Raw genomic sequence first — 18,504 nt, 5'->3', positions numbered from 1 at the left:
GTGTGGGCTGTCACGGCATGGACGGTACCGGCAATCAGGCCATCGGCGCGCCCAACCTCACCGACGACGTGTGGCTGCACGGCGGTTCGATCGAGCAGATTCGCGACATCGTCGCCAATGGCCGTACGAACCAGATGCCCGCCCACGCCGACCTGCTCGGCGAGGATCGGGTGCACGTGCTCGCGGCCTATGTCTACAGCCTGTCACATCCCGACGGAGCGGCATCCGCGCCCAGCGATAGCGAATAGGTATGCCATGAAGAACACGACCTACTACAAGCGTGACACCCGGCGTCGCATCCATATCTGGGGTGCGACGCTCTGGCCCGCGTTTCTGGTCGCCGGCGTGGGATCGATCGTGTTCTTCGCCAATATCGATCCGGCAACGCTGCGCATGCAGACGTTGCCGGATATCGAACTCAGCCGCGAAGCCGGCTATGCGCTCGGCTTTCTCATGTTCTGGGCGATCGGCGCAGCCTCGAGCGCGTTGACCGTTGTTCTCATGCGTCGGCCCAGAACGCCACGCCTCGACCCCACGCCACGTGATACGAAATGACGACCCGCCAGCAGACGCATCGCAATAACCGCAAGGGCGCGTCCGCGGAGGCCGCACCGGTACAGCCGATCAGCATGTACCAGTCGCGGGCCAAGACCTACCCGCGCGAGATCAAGGGCTTTTATCAGCGCCTGCGCACGATCATGGTGTTCGTGCTGCTGGGCCTTTTCTATCTGTTGCCCTGGGTGCCCTGGAACGGTCGCCAAGCAGTGCTGTTCGACCTGCCTGCGCGTCAGTTTCATATCCTCGGCCTGACGTTCTGGCCCCAGGATTTCATCTACCTGACTCTGCTGCTGGTCATCTGTGCGCTGGGTTTGTTTTTCGTCACCGCCGTGGTCGGCCGGGTATGGTGCGGCTATGCCTGCCCGCAGACGGTCTGGACCGAGGTCTTCCTCTGGGTTGAAAGCAAGATCGAAGGCGACCGCATGCGTCGCATCAAGCTCGATCGCGGGCCCTGGAACGCCGACAAGATCTGGCGCAAGACCACCAAGCACACGATCTGGGTGCTGCTCGGCTTGTGGACCGGCTTCACCTTCGTGGGTTTTTTCACCCCCATCACCGATCTTGGCGCGCGTTTTCTCACCCTCGATGTGGGCGGCTGGGAGCTGTTCTGGACGCTGTTCTACGGGTTCGCGACCTGGGGCAACGCCGGTTTCCTGCGTGAGAACGTCTGCCTGTACATGTGCCCCTATGCGCGCTTCCAGAGTGCGATGTTCGATCGCGACACCTATACCGTGTCCTACGATCCGAACCGTGGCGAACCGCGGGGCCCGCGCAAGCGCAGCACGGATCCGCGCAGCGTGGGTCTGGGCGACTGTATCGACTGCACCATGTGTGTTCAGGTCTGCCCGACCGGGATCGACATCCGCGAGGGCCTCCAGTACGAATGCATCAACTGCGGTGCCTGTGCCGATGCCTGCGATACCGTGATGGACCGCATGAACTACCCGCGCGGGCTGATTCGCTACACCAGCGAGAACGCACTCGAAGGCAAGCGCTCGTCGCTGCTGCGCCCGCGCGTGCTCGTCTATGCCGCCCTGCTGGTCGTGCTCGCCTCGGCCTTCGTGCTGGGCATCGGCCTGCGCAATCCGCTGCGCATGGATATCCTGCCCGACCGCAACGCCCTTTATCGCGTAGTCGACGATACTCATGTGGAGAACGTCTACACCATCAAGCTCATGAACATGAGCCAGGAGCCGCGTCTGTATCGTGTCGAGGTCGAAGGCAACAACGCCTACTCGGTCGATACCGATCCGGAACGCGTGCGCGTTGCCCCGGGCGAAGTCCGCAACCTGCCCGCGCGTGTTGTCGTCGACAGCCGTGATGTCCAGGGTGGCGGGCATGACATCGTTTTGCGTGCGTATAGCGTCGATGGCCAGGTATCGGTCAGCGAGACCACGCGCTTTCATATGCCGATCAACCGGTGAATACCATGTCGATGACCCAAACCACCCGCCCCTGGTATCGCCACGTCTGGCCGTGGGCGCTGATGGCACCGCCGGTGGCCTCGGTGGTGTTCTGGGTGGTCATCATTACCACCATGGCCGGGCCGCCTGACCTGGTGGTGGAGGACTATGCCAAGGTCGCGCTGACCTATACGGAAGACGCCACCGCGCGCGAGGCCGCCGAACGGTTGCAGCTTAGCGCCAACGCCCAGGTCGATCGCAATACCGGTCGGGTCAGCCTGCGGGTGGACGGCTTCGAGGATGCGCCGGCGACCCTGCGTCTGGCGCTGGTGCATGCCACCCGTGCCAGCGGCGATCAGACCATCGAACTCAAACGCAACAGCGCGGGTATCTACCACGGCAGCACGGGTGCGCGCATTGTCGGCGATCGCGAGCTGCGGCTCGCGCCGGCCAACGGCGCCTGGATCGTGACCGGTCAGCTCGATGCCGACCATGCCAGCGTGCGCTTGGCCCCACACGGTGGAGTCGATAGCGCGTGAGCGACGGCGCTGGCCATTGCTATCACTGTGGCGAGGCCTTGCCGAAAGGGCCGGTGCGCCGTGTTGCGATCGCCGGCGTCGACCAGCCCATGTGCTGTGCCGGCTGCGAGGCGGTGGCCCGGTTGATCGACGAAGGCGGGCTGGGCGAGTTCTATCGTTTTCGCAGCGAATACGCGCCCACCCCCGATAGCGCGCTGGCACAGGACGACGAATGGAACGCCTACGATCGCGAAAGCGTAGGCGAAAACTACGTGCGCACGCTCGACAACGGCCTGTGCGAAGCCGTTCTGATGCTGGAAAACATCACCTGCGCGGCCTGCAGCTGGCTGATCGAGCGCGTGCTTGTCGACGAGGCCGGCGTCGAACTCATTCAGGTCAATCCGGCCACCGGTCGCGCGATTCTGCGCTGGCAGCGCCAGACCGTTGCCCTGTCGACGCTGTTGCGGCGCATCGCACAGCTGGGCTATCGCCCGCATCTGCTCAGCGCCGACCAGGCCGTACCGCTGTTCACCCGGGAACGCCGGGCCGCGCTCAAGCGCCTGATCGTGGCCGGCCTGGGCATGATGCAGGTCATGATGTATGCCGTCGCGCTCTATGCGGGGGCGATCTATCACGACATGGACGCCGATATCGCGCTGTTTCTGCGCGGGGTAAGCCTCATCGTGGCCACGCCGGTGCTGCTGTATTCGGGCATGCCGTTTCTGCGCGGCGCCTGGCGCGACCTGCGCGCGCGCCGGCCGGGCATGGATGTGCCCGTCAGCCTGGCGATTGGCGGCGCCTATGTCGCCAGCGTCTATCATTTCTTCACCGGCGGCGAGATCTATTTCGACTCGGTGACGATGTTCGTCTTCTTTCTTACCACCGCGCGTTTTCTGGAAATGACTGCGCGCCACCGCGCCGCGATGGCGACCGGCGACAGCGCCCGTGCCCTGCCGGCCACCGCGCGTCGGATCGGCGCCCAGGGCGACACGGAAACCGTGCCGCTGGCCGAGCTGCGCGCGGGCGATCATGTCCGCGTGCCGGCCGGCGCGGTCGTACCCGGGGACGGGCGCATCCTCGCCGGCGAGAGCACATTCGACGAATCACTGCTGTCCGGCGAGTTCATGCCAGCGCGCCACGGCGTCGACGAAACCGCCATCGCGGGCAGCCTCAATCTGGGCGCGAGCGTGGATGTCGAGCTTGAACGCATCGGCCAGAACACGCTCGTGGCCGGTATCGTGCGCCTGCTGGAACGCGCCCAGAGCGAGCGCCCGCGACTGGCCCTGCTCGCCGACCGTATCGCCGGCGTATTCGTTTCGGCCGTGTTGGTGCTGGCCAGCGCCACCGGGTTTTACTGGTGGCAAACAGCACCCGACCAGGTCCTGCCCATCGTGCTGTCGGTGCTGGTCGTAACCTGCCCCTGTGCGCTGTCTCTGGCCACGCCCACGGCGCTGGTGGCGGGTACGGCATCGCTGGCACGCCGCGGCCTGCTCGTGGCCCGCGCCGGCGCGCTGCAGACGCTGGCCAATGCCGACCATCTCATTCTCGACAAGACCGGCACGCTCACCGAGGCGCGCCTCGGCATCGAACACGTCGAATGCCTGGGCAGCGACTACGACGATGCCTACTGTCGCCGTCTTGCCGCCGCGCTGCAGGCCCACTCGACCCACCCGATCGCCCGCGCCTTCGAACAGGACGGCCGCGATTCGCTGCTCGCCGAGGACGTTCAGGAACACCCCGGCCACGGCATCGAAGGCACCGTGGACGGACATCGCCTGCGGCTGGGGCAACCGGCCTGGCTGGGCCTGCCTGAACAGGCCGACGACGGCGGCACGCCGATCGTGCTGGAAATCGATTCGCACCCGGCGGCGCGCTTCATCCTGCACGACACGCCACGCCCGCAGGCTGAAGAGGCGCTGGCCGCGCTGCGCGAGTTCGGCCTGAGCCTGGAAATCGCCAGCGGCGACAGCCCCGGCGCGGTCGCGGCCATGGCCCGGCGCATGGGCGTGGACAGCTGGCACGCCCGCATGACGCCTGAAGATAAGCTCGCGCGGCTTCGCAGCCTGCAGGCCGAAGGCAAGCGGGTGGTCATGGTCGGCGACGGCATCAACGATGCGCCCGTGCTCGGTGGTGCCGATGTGTCGGTAGCCATGGGCAGCGGCTCGGTGCTGGCCCAGGCCCAGGCCGACATGCTGCTCACCCGCGCCGAACTCGGCGATCTGGCCAGCGGCATCCGCATGGCACGTCGCACCATGCGCGTCGTGCGTCAGAATCTGGCCTGGGCGGCCTGCTACAACCTGGTCGCCCTGCCCCTGGCAGCCGCGGGTATGGTGGCGCCGTGGATGGCCGCACTGGGCATGTCGGCCAGTTCGCTGCTGGTGGTCGCCAACGCTGCCCGCCTTGCCCGTGCCGACCAGCAACCCCCCGTCGTGGCCAGCGAGCGGCTGCGCCCGGCAGCCGTGCCGGCGGTGTCGACATGACCATCGTACTCGTGCTGCTGCCCTTGACGCTGCTGCTGGTCGGCATCGCCGTTTGGGCCTTCTTCTGGGCCGTCGGCGACGGCCAGTTCGACGATATGGACAGTCCGGCCTACCGGATTCTGCTGGACGACGACGACTGGTCGACCGGCGCGGACCAGGACCAGCCCACCGACGGTGGCGGCGATACGCAAGCCGAAGAGCATGCCGACGCCGACGATGGCGTCCAGCCGCCGGAGCGCCGGCGATGAACGCGGACGGGCTCACCTTCGCTGCGGCCCTAGTCGCCGGTCTGGTCGGCAGCTCCCACTGTATTGCCATGTGCGGCGGCATCGCCCTGGCCTTCGGCGCGCAGAGCCGGCGTCGGCCGATCGTTTCCGCCCTGCTCTACAACAGCGGCCGCATCACCAGCTATGCCATCGCCGGCGCGCTGGCCGGGGGCCTGGGCGTCGGCCTGGGTCAGCTGCTCGACCCACAGCTGCTGATCGTCGTGCTGCGCGCGCTTGCGGGCGCGATGCTGGTCGCCATCGGCCTGCAGATCGCACTGAACTGGCGTCTGCTGCGGCCTATCGAGAATCTCGGCTTTCGCCTGTGGCAGCGCGTCTCGCCGGCTGCGCGATCGCTGATCGGTCGACGCGGCGCGCTGCCCGCGCTCTTGCTCGGCGGGCTCTGGGGCTGGCTGCCCTGTGGCCTGGTCTATTCCATTCTCGTGGCGGCGACATTCAGCGGCGGGAGTCTGCAAGGCGCCGGGCTCATGCTCGCCTTCGGGCTGGGCACCGCACCGGCACTGATTGCCACCGGGACCGCCGCATCGCGGCTGCAACGACTCACTCGCCGGCCCGCGTTCCGTCGTGCCGGCGGTGCGTTCGTGGTGGTGCTGGGTCTGCTGACCGCGCTCATGCCCTGGCTGATGCACCACGCACCGGCCGGCGGTTATCTCAACATGCTCGGCCTGTGCGGGCCGGGCGAAACGCTTTTGTGAGGCTGGGTTCGCCTCGTCGTGCCCAGGCTGATGTTTTCACCCACCTGTAAAAAGGAAACGACAATGATGAAGAAACTTCTGGCTGCAAGCGCGCTGACCGCGTTCGGTGCCGTATTCATGGCCGGCCCGGCGGCCGCGGCCGATAGCTGCGAGCTGTCGATCAGCGGCAACGATCAGATGCAGTTCAACAAATCCGAGCTCGTGGTCCCGGCCGACTGCGACGAAGTCACGCTTACCCTTGAGCATACCGGCAAGATGCCGGTGGCCCAGATGGGCCACAACTGGGTGCTGTCCAAGGAAGCCGACAAGCAGGCGATCACGTCCGAAGGCATGCAGGCCGGTCTGGACAACGAGTACCTGCCCGACGATGACAAGATCATCGCCCATACCGATCTGATCGGCGGCGGCGAATCGTCGAGCGTTACGTTCAGCACCGCGGACCTCGAAGCCGGTGGTGACTACAGCTACTACTGCACCTTCCCGGGCCACAGCTCGATGATGCACGGCAAGCTGATCGTCAAGTAAGCGAGCTGCGATCATCGCATTCGGGCCACGCGGCGTTTGTCGCGTGGCCTTTTTTATGGAATTCGAATGCAGCGCAATATTCTCGGTTTTGGCCGCGACGACGAAGGCGACTGGGTCGCGCGGCTGGCCTGCGGCCATAATCGCCATGTGCGCCATCGCCCGCCGTTCATCAACCGGCCCTGGGTCGTACACGCTGCGGGCCGTGCCTCCTGGCTGGGCCGCTCCTTCGACTGCCTGCGCTGCGATCGCCTGGAATGGCCGAGTCGCATCCTGCAGCATCGTCCACCGGATCGCTGTATCGGACTGGGCTTTGCCCGCACGGATCGATTCGACGACCCCGGCGCCGCCTCCGGCAACTGGCGAACGCTCGAACTCAGTCAGGGTCATGCCACGCTGTGCATCGATGCGCTGCATGTCGAGCGGCCGATGACGCCGGGCGAAGCGGTCCCGATTCCCCCGAACGTGGCGTTTCGCCTACAGGTCGAGGGCCAGGCGCAGGCATGCATTCGAACCTATCGGTTGATCTGAGCGCTGACGTGGGGCAAAAAAACCGGCGCCCCGAAGGGCGCCGGCGATCGTCCATCAACGAGCTCGGTCACTAGCCTTCGCCCGGCGCATAGATTTCGGGCACGTCCTCACCCTTGACTTGCAAAAACCCGGCAAGGCCGCGTTCCATACGGCTTAGGGCATGGTCCACGAGCACGTACTTGCCCGGCACTTCCAGCTCGAAATCCACGATCGTGGCACCGCCCGGCGGCACGCTGATGGTCTGGATATGTTCGGCCGGCGCGCTGGTCGTGCCGCCCCAGGCATAAGCCTTGTCGAACATCTCGCCAATCACGTGGAACGACGATGTCGCGTTCGGGCCACCCACGCCGAAGAAGATACGCACGCTTTCACCCACCTTGGCCTTGAGCGGATGCTGCTCGGTCAACGCGCCCACCGCGCCGTTGAACACGTAGTACTCAGGCTTCTCATCCAGCAGCTTGCGCACGTCGAAGGACTGCTCGCCGTGCTGGCCGTAGGCCTGGGTGGTGTAGATCTCGCCCTGCATCACATAGAACTCGTGATCCACCGGCGGCAGACCGCCTTCCGGCTCGACGAGAATCATGCCGTACATGCCGTTGGCGATATGGTGGGCGACCATCGGCGTGGCACAGTGATAGACATACAGCCCCGGCTTGATGGCCTTGAACGACAGGCTCTTCTGCCCGCCCGGCGGTACCTGTAGCACGCTCGCGCCGCCGCCCGGACCGGTCACGGCATGAAAATCCACCGAGTGGATCATGGTGCTGTCTTCGGCATTGCGCAGGGTCAGATCCACCGTATCGCCTTCTCGCACGCGCAGCATCGGCCCCGGCACCTGACCATCGAACGTCCAGTAGCGATAGCTCGTGCCGTCGGCAAGGCGTGCCTGTTTTTCCACCGTCTCCATATCCACGCGGATCGTCTTGGGCTCGCGATCGCCGATCGGCGCCGGCAGATCGGCCGGGTCACGGCTGATATCGGCCAGCGAATCCGCCTGCGCATCCGTGTCGCTTTCACCGACGATCAGCTTGCCTTCCATGCCGGCGGCGCGGTGGCCCGGGATGCTGCAGAAATAGGCGAACTGGCCGGATTCGCTCGCCCGGAATACGAAAACAGAACTCGAATCCCGACCGACGACCTCATCCGACTTTGCCGAAAACGCCGGAATCGCCACGTCGTGCAAGGCGCCGTCGCCGTTGATGAGCGTTAGCTGCACGACCGCATCTTTCGGAATCTTGATTTTCGGATTGATCTGGCCGTCGATGGTGCCGCCGACGCCCTTGAAATACATTCCCTCTTCGCCGATGCCGGTCTTCAATGTGATCGAGACATCCGGTCTCGAACTCACCCCTTCGGCGATATTCGTTTGCGACGCATGCGCGGCCGACAAGGCCGTGCCCAACAACAGCACGCCTAACAGACTGATCCAACGCCTCGTTTTCATGGAAGCTCTCCCTGCTACCTGTAATCGATCGTTGGAGCATAGGCAGGTGCGAGCCACCGGGCTTTGATATCAGTCAAAATGAGACGTTTTTTTGGGTAATCCTCGTGACTGGCGAAAAAAACCTATCCGAAAGTACGGTGCAACAGCGGAACCGCAATGTAATCGCAAGCGTTTCGGCCGACGGCGTAACAGAAAATTTCCAGAATGCGCCGCGTCCGTGCGGCTGACCGACATGGATCGAGATACTTCTCGATTCTGTGCAGAGTTAAGCATGCGGCTTGAACACGAGCTCATCCAGCCTTCGCGCGATCGGCGTTTTGTATTATTCGCGTTTCTTCGCGTTCATTGGTAGACAACCTGCTTGCTTGAGAACCGCCTGCTGCGTTGCCTACATAAGCAAGAAATCATCGATCCGCCGATTACGCCGATGTATTCATTCAGCCACGTTGGGCGATCGACTGCGTTTACACGTTGGCTTGGTTGGCACTTGCGGTAAGAAACCTCCACACATCGACGCAGATCGCACAGATCAAAGACAGGAGATCGTGATCGTTCGCTTTCGCCTGGCGCATGCGCCGGCGCTCTTCCTCATCTTTGTAATCTGCGAAATCTGCGGTTGCTCTTGAAGAAAGTAGCCGTCACATGACCGATTGCCGGACTGCGCACACATCGCGCCGTGTCTAGGCGCTGTCGTTAGCCTGTGGCGCATACCTACCCGCCACAGCCGGTATCCCAAACGGCGCGCAGTTTGCGTATACGCGATCCGCCCCTCAGGCGAAAAGCCCATAGGGGCTGTGGCTGAGCGCGACGCTGACGATGTAGGCGAAAACCATCAGCGCTGCCCCGCAGGCGACGATACGAATCGTTTTCGTCGGCCCGCGCTTGAGCCCGATCGTACCCAGCGCGATATAAAGCACAAGCGCGAGCACCTTCGCGGTCAGCCAGGGTTGCGCACCGGGGTACTGGCCGAGTAACACAGCCAGGCCCACCGCACTGCCCAGCAGCACCGTGTCGACACAGTGCGGGAGCACCCGCACCCAGCGTCGGGTCAATCGCGCCGGCGCGAACACCATCCAGCCCGCACGCACTATAAAAAGAGTCAACGTCGCGGCAACGCTGCCGACGTGCAGCGTCTTCAAAACCACATAGAGCGTTTCCATGGACACCGGTCGGCTCGCCTAGCCGGGCTGGCCATCCAGGCGCGGACGACAATAAATCCGCCCGTAGCGAATCGCCCAGGGCAGTATCGCTTCGAACCACGCGCCGATAGCCACGAACAAGAACAGCCAGCGCAGGTGGCCGGCCGTTACCTCTGCCAGAAGCCGTGCGACTACCGCCAGCTGAAGGATGAGAAAACACAGCACGCTGAGATTATCCATTTCCAGGCGCCGGCCGGAATGACCAAGGCTCACGCGGGTGACCATGGCGAACACCATGCTCGTGGCCAGCCCCATGCCCAGGGCATGGGTCGGTGCAAGGCCCAGCACCGCGCCATAGCCGGCGAAAAGCGCGAGGCTCTGCACGGCCGATAGCACCGCAGCGATTGGCAACCAGGCAAACGCCATATGCAGCGACCAGAGCAGCGGCACATGCGAGGCTGCCCAGCCACGCCAGCGAAGCGCGTGCCAGCCGGTAATCAACGCCAGCGGCAGGTCCACCGTGAACAGCCAGGCGTGATGCCCGTTGAAGGCCAGAACGCCGTGGCCGAGTGAGAGCGCGACGACCAGTGGCGGGCTCCAGACCGGCTGGTAGCGGCGATAGTCCGCGATCATCGGTTCGGAAAAGAAGGGCAGCATGCGATGGGCTACCACGAACACGATCGGGCCAACAAACCCCCAGAGCGCCAGTGTTGGCATGGCGGCGAACAGCGACTGTCGGGCCTGGCCGAGCGCGCCCAGGCCGGCGAGCGCGCCGATACAGCCCACCGCAGTCACGATGATCGACCAGCGCGCATGCATCAGCGAGGGTGCGCGGGCAACCAACACGCAGCGCATAAGCACGCCAAGCCCCAGAGCCCAGGCGAGCGCGGTCAGCGCTATACCGGCCATCAGAAAATCGATCCCGGCCAGCGTTCCCACCACGGTGAGCGCATAGCCGGCATAGAGCACCGCCGCCATGCTCCGATAGATCAGCGGGCTTACCGGCGGCGCCGCCACCCAGCGCGGCAGTGCCGTCAGCAGGAAGCCGAAAACAAAGAAAGGAAACACGCCCACCGTCATCAGCCAGGCATGCAGCCAGATCGCAGGCACCGGATACGCAGACGCCATACCCGCCCAGCGCATAACCAGAACCGGCGCCCACCAGAGCATGCCGACCATCAGCGCGCCCAGCCCGCCCATGAAAAACAGCCGATGCGGCGCCTGTATCAAGCACCGCCCTGCCTCGAATACCGAACCCGGCATTACGCTCCGCTCCAGCCTCGATCAGATGGTGCGTACTATGCCGCCGACCGGAAAGGCCCACATTGATGGAAATCAATACCTCCGGCGAAGGTCATCAGCCCGCTGGGCGCGTCGTGGGGTCGCGAGTGATCTGGTTAAGACCCTTTCGATCAGAGTCTTTCGATGATGGTCACATTGGCCATGCCGCCGCCTTCGCACATCGTCTGCAAGCCATAGCGCGCGCCTCGCGCCCGGAGCGCGTGCACCAGCGTCGTCATGAGCTTGGTGCCCGAAGCGCCCAGCGGATGGCCGAGCGCGATAGCGCCGCCGTGGACGTTCATCTTCTCGGCGTCGGCCCCGGTGTACTGCAGCCAGGCCAGCGGAATGGGCGCGAATGCCTCGTTGACCTCGAACAGATCGATATCGTCGATGGTCATGCCGGCCCGATCGAGCGCGCGCTGCGTGGCCGGCAACGGTGCTTCGAGCATGATCACCGGGTCGTGCCCCAGCACGCTCATGTGGTGGATACGCGCGAGCGGTTCGACGCCGAGCCGCTTCAAGCCCGCTTCGTTGACCACCATTACCCCGCTTGCGCCGTCGCATATCTGGCTGGCCGTGGCCGCGGAGATACGGCCATTGTCTGCCAGCAGCTTCACCCCGGCGATGGAATCAAGCGTGGCATCGAACCGAATACCTTCGTCGACCCTGTGCTCGACCTCTTCGCCCGAATCCGGATCGAGAACCGTCACCGGCAGAATCTCTTCGTCGAACGCGCCGGTTTCGGTCGCACGTATCGCGCGCTGGTGGCTCTCCAACGCAAACGCGTCCAGCGCCGCCCGTTCAATGCCGTACTTGGCGGCCACCATTTCAGCACCCTCGAACTGGCTGAACAGCTCGGTCCCGGGATATCGATCGCGAATTCCGGGACTCATATAGATGCCCATCTCGGCTTTGCGGGCCAGAGTGAGCGGGGCGCCCATCGGAACGCGCGTCATGCTTTCCACACCGCCGGCGATGACGATATCCATCGAACCGGACATCACCGCCTGGGCGGCGAAATGCAGGGCCTGCTGGGAGGAGCCGCACTGGCGATCCACGCTGGTACCGGGTACCGACTCGGGCAGGCTAGAGGCCAGCACCGCGTTCCGGGCCACGTTGGCCGCCTGTTCACCCACCTGCCCCACGCAGCCTAGAATCACGTCGTCGATCGTATCCGGCGAGGCCTGGCTACGTTCGACCAGCCCATCGATCAGCGTGGCCGCCAAATCGACCGGATGCCAGCCGGCCAGACGACCACCACGGCGGCCCCCTGCCGTGCGCAGGGCGGATACGATATAGGCGTCGGTCATAAGCAGGGCTCGCAGTTATCCAGACATCGGGGACTGTCTTTGTGCCACCCTGCCGGCACCCTGTAAAGCATAGCCAGCAAGACCATGTCCCACCGCGGCGATATCAATTCCAGCTCGCAGAACACGTATAGCGATGTTTTCGATGCCGTGCGCCGTATTCCCTATGGGCGAGTGAGCACCTATGGGGACATCGCGCGTCTGATCGGCCGCCCTCGTGCGGCGCGTGTGGTCGGCTATGCGATGCATCGCTGCCCACCGGGCCTGCCCTGGCATCGGGTGATCAACGCCCAGGGCCGGATTTCGCTGCCCGCCGACAGCACCGCCGGCCTGTCGCAAAGACGACGCCTGGAGGAAGAAGGGGTTGTACTCATCGGCGGCCGCGTGGATCTCGATCGCTTCGGCTGGCCCGACGCCGACTGACGGCTGCCGCCGGACCCCAGTGGTAGTCTGGCGGCGTGATCCAATACAACAATCGAGGAGACAGCCATGCAGATCAGCGATCGATGCTTTCTGATTACCGGCGGCGGCTCGGGCCTGGGGGCAGCCAGCGCCCGTATGCTGGTCGATGCCGGGGCCCGCGTAGTGCTCGCCGACGTCAACGCCGAGGCCGGCCAGCAAACGGCTGCCGCTCTGGGCGAGGCAGCGCGCTTCGTCAACTGCGACGTGACCCGTGAAGAAGACGGCAAGGCCGCGGTCAGTGCTGCACGCCAGCACGGGGGCGCGCTGCACGGCCTGCTCAACTGTGCCGGTATCGGCATCCCCTCGAAGGTTCTTGGCAAGAACGGCCCGCACGCCCTGGCGACCTTTTCCAAGGTGATCCAGATCAACCTGATCGGCAGTTTCAACATGATTCGGCTGGCGTCCGAGGCGATGGCGGCGGCCGATGCCCAGGCCGACGACGAACGCGGCATCATCATCAACACGGCGTCGGTCGCTGCCTTCGAAGGCCAGATCGGCCAGGCCTCCTATTCCGCCTCCAAGGGCGGCATCGTGAGTATGACCCTGCCGATCGCACGCGAGCTGGCCCGACACGGCATTCGCGTGATGACCATTGCCCCCGGGATTTTCGATACGCCAATGATGGCGGAACTGCCCGAGGAAGTCCGCGACTCGCTCGGCAAGATGGTCCCTTTCCCCTCGCGCCTGGGCCAGCCGGAGGAATTCGCGCGCCTGGCCCGCGACATTATCGAGAACACCATGCTCAACGGCAGCACCATCCGCTTGGACGGGGCGATTCGCATGCAGCCGAAGTAAGCGCGGCCGCAATCGCCGACGCGGGTCCGGCCCGGGTGTGCCAGGGCCAGCTGCCCGGCCCTGCCACGGGCCGAGCGCGGGCCGATTGCCTGCCCGGCGCTCGCTTATTCGAGGGCGGGCATACAACGCCTGTCGCGCTAGAGTCTCTCCACCCGAGCCATCTTGGTATGGCGCGGCGAGGCGTCATGCAGCCTTCGCTTTGGCGGTTGCACACGCCTGTAGCGATGCCTGTTGTACCCGCAACCGTGTTTAGCGCGTTTAACCTGTTGGACGCATACGCCATCTCTTTCATACCAAGGTCTAATCCATCGCGCGGGCGCAGGCCATAAGTTCATATCCGAGCGCAACGCGAAGACTGCCTTTCGCGCCTGAACGTCCGTTCGTACAACGACTTCGGTCGACGGCCCAGTCCTTCATTTCGATAATGCGACCCACGCGAGGCGATATAGCCTTCGCCTATAGCACGGATAATATCTGCCTAACCAAAATCGGACAGCGAAGACCGCTTGTCTCTGGCTAGGGGTCGCATGCGCATGCATGTGCGATGGCGTTTCGGCACACGTCGATTCGCGCAGAAAGCGCGAATGGGCCATCGCCGCCCGGAGCGTCCTGGTTTCCAATTTCTTTTGCCTCGCTGCCCAGACCGTGCGATGGCCAACGCGTTGACCGCACCCCGGCGCACGCATACGCTTTGCGACCAGATGTTCGCTATGCAGTCGCATCGAGCACTAGCGATTTTGGCTCCGGCCGAGTCTCGCCCGACCGACACAATAAAACTGTGGAGACATTCCATGCGCCTGAAATCCACGCTCCGCGTGTTCTCGCCCCTGCTACTCACCGCGGCCCTGGGCGTGACCCATGCGACCGGCGCGTTCGCGGCCGACGACAGCGAGCCCGATCTGCCCCGCTCGATGACCTGGGCCGCCTACGACGTGGGCTCGGCCGGCTATGCCGAAGCCTCGGCCATTGCCGATGCGTTTGGCCGCAAGTACGGCACCCGTATTCGTATTCAGCCCTCGGGTTCGGCGATCGGCCGCCTGCAGCCGCTGCTGCGCGACCGCGCGGAAGTCGCCTACCTCGCCACCGAAGCCTTCTTTGCTTCCGAAGGCGTGGCCGATTTCGGTGATCGCCGCTGGGGCCCGCAGGATCTGCGTACGCTGGGCGGGCGTCCGTCGTCGTTCGGTATCTTCACCGCCAAGGATGCCAACATCACCTCCATGAAGGAGCTCAAGGGCAAGCGCTTTGCCTATGTGGCCGGCAATCCGTCGATCAACCTCAAGTGCGATGCCCTGCTGGGCGCCGCCGGGCTGACCCGCGACGACGTCGATGCACGCATGTTCCCCACCTACAACGCCACCATGAGCTCGCTCGCCCAGGGCAAGGCGGATGCGTCCTGCACCACGACCACGCCCAGCCAGCTCTATGAACTCGCCGAATCGCCGCGCGGCATTCGCTGGCTGGAAGTGGACCCGAACGACGAGAAGGCCTGGGCACGCCTGCGCAAGATCGCGCCTTTCCTGCAGCCCTATCGGGAAACCGTCGGCGCAGGCCTGAGCGAAGACAACCCGGTCAACATCTTCGCCTATCGCTACCCGGTGCTGACCGTGAAGGCCGATCAGGACGAAGACTTCGTCTACAACTACCTCAAGGCCTTCGACGAAACCTATCCCATGTACAAGGACGGCACCGCGGTCATGGGTCGCTGGAAGCTCGAAAACGCGGGCACGCCGCCGGTCGATGTGCCGTTCCATCCGGGTGCAATCAAGTATCTGAAGGAAAAAGGCATCTGGACGGACGAAATGCAGGCCTGGAACGACAAGCGCCTGGCCCGCCTGAAAGCCCTGCAGGCCGCCTGGAAGGACGCCATCGCTGAAGGCAAGGGCAAGAGCGACGACGCCTTCGCCGACATCTGGGCCAAGCATCGCCAGCAGGCGATCGAGTCGCTGTAATCCCAAACGGGTTTTAGCAAAACCGGCCGGCGCCGAGATGCCGGCCGGTTTTTTGTTTCACGTTCACCGACACTCGAAGAGGTCGTCATGGCCACAAACACGCCTTCGGCCACCGAGAACAGCCTGGAAACGGAACAGGAAGCCAGCCGCCTGGGCGGTGCCTCCTACTGGACCGTCATGGCGCTGGGCACCCTCGGTCTGCTACTGACCATCAACCAGACCTTTACCCTCGGTCTGTTCGGCTTTCAGCCGCTGGGCAATTCGTTTCTTTATTATCTGATCGGCCTGTTCCTGGCGGCGACCTTTCTCTATTTCCCGGCCTGGTCCGGGGCCAAGGAGCATGTCCCGTTCTACGACTGGATACTGGCTGCCGTCGCTCTGGTGCCGGCGGTCTATCTCGGCTACCACGGGCTCGAGATCATCCAGCAGGGCTGGGATTTCAGCGCGCCTGTCGAGGCCACGGTGGCGTCCGGCGTCATGCTCGCCCTCATTCTGGAGGGCACACGTCGTTGCGGCGGGCTGATTCTGGTTCTGGTCGCACTGTTGTTCGGGTGCTACCCGTTGTTCGCCGATCATATGCCGGGCTTTCTCTGGGGCACCCAGTACGGCTTCGGCGAAACGCTGCGCGCTCACGTCTTGGGCGTTGAGTCGGTCATCGGCATACCGATGCAGGTGGTCGCCAATCTGATCATCGGCTTCGTGGTCTTCGGCGCGGCACTGACCGTGACCGGCGGCGGCGATTTCTTCATGAATTTCGCCATGGCCCTGATGGGCCGCAGCCGCGGCGGCCCGGCCAAGGTCGCGGTGCTGTCGAGCGGCATCATGGGCAGCCTGTCGGGCAGCGTGATCTCGAATATCCTGACCACCGGCCCGATCACGATTCCGACCATGAAGAAGTCGGGCTATCCGGCCCATTACGCCGGCGCCATCGAAGCCTGTGCCTCGACCGGCGGCACGCTCATGCCGCCGGTGATGGGCGCGGTGGCCTTCATCATGGCCTCGTTTTTGAACGTGCCCTATGCCGAGGTCATGGTCGCTGCCTTCCTGCCGGCGCTGCTGTTCTATCTGGCGCTGCTGTTTCAGGTGGACGCCTATGCGGCCCGGCGTGGCCTGATCGGCATGCCTGAATCCGAAATCCCGCGCGTGGCCGATACCCTCAAGCAGGGCTGGCCGTATCTTTTCAGCCTCGGCATGCTCATCTACATGCTGCTGGTCATGCGCCTGGACGCCTATGCGCCCTATTATGCGACGCTGATCCTGCTGGCCATCGCCCTGTTCAAGCCCAGCTACCGGCTCAACTGGTCGCGCCTGCAGTATCTGATACTCACGCTCACCAGCAGCGTGGCCAGCCTGGTCGCCATTCTTGCCGGCATCGGACTGGTCGTGGGCGGCCTGTCGTATACCGGCGTGGCCGGCGCCTTCTCGCGCGAACTGCTGCTCTATGCCGACGGCAGTATCCCGCTGATGCTCGGCGCGGGGGCAATCACCAGCTTCGTGCTCGGCATGGGCATGACCGTGAGCGCCTGCTATATCTTCCTGTCGATCCTGCTCGCGCCCGCGCTCGTGGATGCCGGGCTGAACCCGTTGGCCAGCCATCTGTTCATCCTCTACTGGGGCATGCTGTCCTACATCACGCCGCCGGTGGCGCTGGCCGCGATCACCGCCTCCGGCGTGGCCGGCTCGAACGCCGGGCGTACCGGCGTCTATGCCATGCGCCTCGGCAGCATTCTGTTCGTGCTGCCGTTCCTGTTCGTGACCAACCCGGCGCTGATCCTGCAGGGCGATCTGGCCCACATTCTGCTGTCGACGGTAACCGCGGTCGCCGCGATCTGGCTGGTGGCCGCCGCGCTCGAGGGCTATCTCTACCGCGTGGGCGCTATCAACCTGGTCATGCGCCTGATCGTGCTGGTGGCCGGGGCCGCCCTGATCTATCCGGAACGGCTGTCGGACGCGATCGGCGTCGCGATCGTGGTCGCCATCTATATCGCGGACGCGCTGCTCGGCGGGCGGCTGGGTTCGAAGGACGCCCAGCGCCTGGCCCGTGCCAAGCAGGCAGAACAGGCCGAGCAGCAGGCCCGAGCTTCTTCTTAAAAGGTAGAAAATCATGATAGACAAGCGAGTCGCGTCCCTGCGCGAAGCGATCGCCGGCATCAAGAGCGGCGCGGCCGTGATGATCGGCGGCTTCGGCAGTTCCGGCATTCCCTTCGAACTGATCGAAGCGCTGCGCCAGCACGGCGCAGACGATCTCACGGTGATCTCCAATAACGCGGGTTCGCATGAAATCGGTATCGCCACGCTGCTGCGCGATCGTCTGGTCCGCAAGGTGGTATGCACCTACCCTCGTTCCCAGGGGTCGGTGTGGTTCGAAAAGCTCTACGAAGAAGGCGCGATCGAACTCGAACTGATGCCCCAGGGCACGTTTGCCGAACGCATGCGCGCCGCCGGCGCCGGCCTGGGCGGTTTCTTCACCCCCACCGGCTACGGCACCAAGCTTGCGGAAGGCAAGGAAACACGCGAGATCGACGGCGTGGGCTATGTGCTCGAGCCACCGCTCAAGGCCGACGTGGCGCTGATCAAGGCCCACAAGGGCGATAAATGGGGCAACCTCGCGTACAACACCGCGGGACGCAACTTCAATCCGGTCATGGCGATGGCCGCGGACATGACCATCGCCGAAGTCGAACATATCGTCGAACTCGGCGAACTGGATCCGGAGAGCGTGGCGACGCCCGGCATCTTCGTCGATCGCGTCGTCGCACAGGAGGGCATCGTATGACACGTCTCGAACCCGCACAGATGGCCGAGCGCCTCGCCCAGGACATCCCCGACGGCAGCTATGTGAATCTCGGCATCGGCATGCCGGTCATGGTGGCCAACTATGTGCCCGACGGCCGCGAAGTGATCTATCACAGCGAGAACGGCATCCTCGGCGTCGGCCCCACGCCCGAACCCGGTACCGAAGATCCGGACCTGATCAACGCGGCCAAGCAGTACGTCACCCTGATCAAGGGCGGCTGCTATTTCGATACCGCCGACTCCTTCGCCATGATGCGCGGCGGCCATCTGGATATCGCCGTGCTCGGCGGCTTTCAGGTATCCGCGGACGGCAATCTGGCCAACTGGGCGACCGACAACG

General features: G+C 64.4%; 19 protein-coding genes. 15 read left to right on the top strand and 4 right to left on the bottom strand.

What is annotated here, in order from left to right:
• From ABNU97_RS13830 to ABNU97_RS13790, 9 genes are all read left to right on the top strand, one after another.
• Positions 1-248: c-type cytochrome (locus ABNU97_RS13830; RefSeq protein WP_348767279.1), on the top strand; the 248-nt coding region annotated here is incomplete at its 5' end.
• Between the two features lie 7 nt (positions 249-255).
• A complete protein-coding gene (locus tag ABNU97_RS13825) occupies positions 256-555 on the top strand; it encodes a hypothetical protein (RefSeq protein WP_348767278.1) in 300 nt (99 codons plus the stop codon).
• Positions 552-1,982 (top strand): cytochrome c oxidase accessory protein CcoG, encoded by a 1,431-nt coding sequence (gene ccoG / locus ABNU97_RS13820; RefSeq protein WP_348767277.1) that lies wholly within the window; start codon positions 552-554, stop codon positions 1,980-1,982. Before ABNU97_RS13825 ends, ccoG begins: the two co-directional genes overlap by 4 nt.
• 5 nt (positions 1,983-1,987) lie before the next feature.
• Positions 1,988-2,500 (top strand): FixH family protein, encoded by a 513-nt coding sequence (locus ABNU97_RS13815; protein WP_348767276.1) that lies wholly within the window; start codon positions 1,988-1,990, stop codon positions 2,498-2,500.
• Positions 2,497-4,959: a heavy metal translocating P-type ATPase gene (locus ABNU97_RS13810; RefSeq protein ID WP_348767275.1), complete on the top strand. Its 2,463-nt coding sequence runs from the start codon at positions 2,497-2,499 to the stop codon at positions 4,957-4,959. Before ABNU97_RS13815 ends, ABNU97_RS13810 begins: the two co-directional genes overlap by 4 nt.
• Positions 4,956-5,207 (top strand): cbb3-type cytochrome oxidase assembly protein CcoS, encoded by a 252-nt coding sequence (ccoS, locus tag ABNU97_RS13805; protein WP_348767274.1) that lies wholly within the window; start codon positions 4,956-4,958, stop codon positions 5,205-5,207. Before ABNU97_RS13810 ends, ccoS begins: the two co-directional genes overlap by 4 nt.
• Positions 5,204-5,938 (top strand): sulfite exporter TauE/SafE family protein, encoded by a 735-nt coding sequence (locus ABNU97_RS13800; RefSeq protein WP_348767273.1) that lies wholly within the window; start codon positions 5,204-5,206, stop codon positions 5,936-5,938. The genes ccoS and ABNU97_RS13800 overlap by 4 nt, the downstream gene beginning before the upstream one ends.
• A gap of 63 nt (positions 5,939-6,001) precedes the next feature.
• Entirely contained in the window at positions 6,002-6,463 is a 462-nt protein-coding gene (gene azu, locus ABNU97_RS13795) for an azurin (protein WP_348767272.1), read from the top strand.
• A 66-nt stretch (positions 6,464-6,529) separates the two neighbouring features.
• Entirely contained in the window at positions 6,530-6,991 is a 462-nt protein-coding gene (locus ABNU97_RS13790) for a DUF3565 domain-containing protein (protein WP_348767271.1), read from the top strand.
• A gap of 70 nt (positions 6,992-7,061) precedes the next feature.
• Here the strand turns inward: ABNU97_RS13790 and nirK are convergent, their stop codons facing one another.
• The 4 genes from nirK to ABNU97_RS13770 form a co-directional block, all read right to left on the bottom strand.
• Complete coding sequence (nirK, locus tag ABNU97_RS13785; RefSeq protein ID WP_348767270.1) at positions 7,062-8,435, bottom strand: copper-containing nitrite reductase; 1,374 nt, start codon at positions 8,433-8,435, stop codon at positions 7,062-7,064.
• Between the two features lie 770 nt (positions 8,436-9,205).
• A complete protein-coding gene (locus ABNU97_RS13780) occupies positions 9,206-9,595 on the bottom strand; it encodes a SirB2 family protein (RefSeq protein WP_348767269.1) in 390 nt (129 codons plus the stop codon).
• Positions 9,596-9,613: 18 nt separating this feature from the next.
• Entirely contained in the window at positions 9,614-10,837 is a 1,224-nt protein-coding gene (locus tag ABNU97_RS13775; RefSeq protein ID WP_348767268.1) for an NnrS family protein, read from the bottom strand.
• A gap of 149 nt (positions 10,838-10,986) precedes the next feature.
• Positions 10,987-12,165 (bottom strand): acetyl-CoA C-acetyltransferase, encoded by a 1,179-nt coding sequence (locus ABNU97_RS13770; protein WP_348767267.1) that lies wholly within the window; start codon positions 12,163-12,165, stop codon positions 10,987-10,989.
• A gap of 84 nt (positions 12,166-12,249) precedes the next feature.
• On the opposite strand from ABNU97_RS13770, the gene ABNU97_RS13765 reads away from it, so the two are divergent.
• From ABNU97_RS13765 to ABNU97_RS13740, 6 genes are all read left to right on the top strand, one after another.
• Entirely contained in the window at positions 12,250-12,585 is a 336-nt protein-coding gene (locus ABNU97_RS13765) for an MGMT family protein (protein WP_348767266.1), read from the top strand.
• A 66-nt stretch (positions 12,586-12,651) separates the two neighbouring features.
• On the top strand, positions 12,652-13,419 hold the full coding sequence (locus tag ABNU97_RS13760; RefSeq protein WP_348767265.1) for an SDR family NAD(P)-dependent oxidoreductase: 768 nt from the start codon (positions 12,652-12,654) through the stop codon (positions 13,417-13,419).
• A gap of 791 nt (positions 13,420-14,210) precedes the next feature.
• Positions 14,211-15,368, top strand: coding sequence for a TAXI family TRAP transporter solute-binding subunit (locus tag ABNU97_RS13755; RefSeq protein WP_348767264.1), 1,158 nt, complete (start codon positions 14,211-14,213; stop codon positions 15,366-15,368).
• Between the two features lie 87 nt (positions 15,369-15,455).
• Complete coding sequence (locus tag ABNU97_RS13750) at positions 15,456-17,459, top strand: TRAP transporter fused permease subunit (RefSeq protein ID WP_348767263.1); 2,004 nt, start codon at positions 15,456-15,458, stop codon at positions 17,457-17,459.
• Between the two features lie 13 nt (positions 17,460-17,472).
• Positions 17,473-18,144, top strand: a complete 672-nt coding sequence (locus tag ABNU97_RS13745; RefSeq protein ID WP_348767262.1) for a 3-oxoacid CoA-transferase subunit A — start codon at positions 17,473-17,475, stop codon at positions 18,142-18,144.
• Positions 18,141-18,504, top strand: a 364-nt coding sequence (locus ABNU97_RS13740; protein WP_348767261.1) for a CoA-transferase, incomplete at its 3' end; no start/stop codon positions are given. The genes ABNU97_RS13745 and ABNU97_RS13740, both read left to right, overlap by 4 nt.

This window comes from uncultured Salinisphaera sp., from assembly GCF_964012375.1.
Classification (GTDB): Bacteria; Pseudomonadota; Gammaproteobacteria; order Nevskiales; family Salinisphaeraceae; genus Salinisphaera.
The sequence above is the reverse complement of the archived record's forward strand: the minus strand, read 5'-3'. Positions and strand labels throughout refer to the sequence as shown.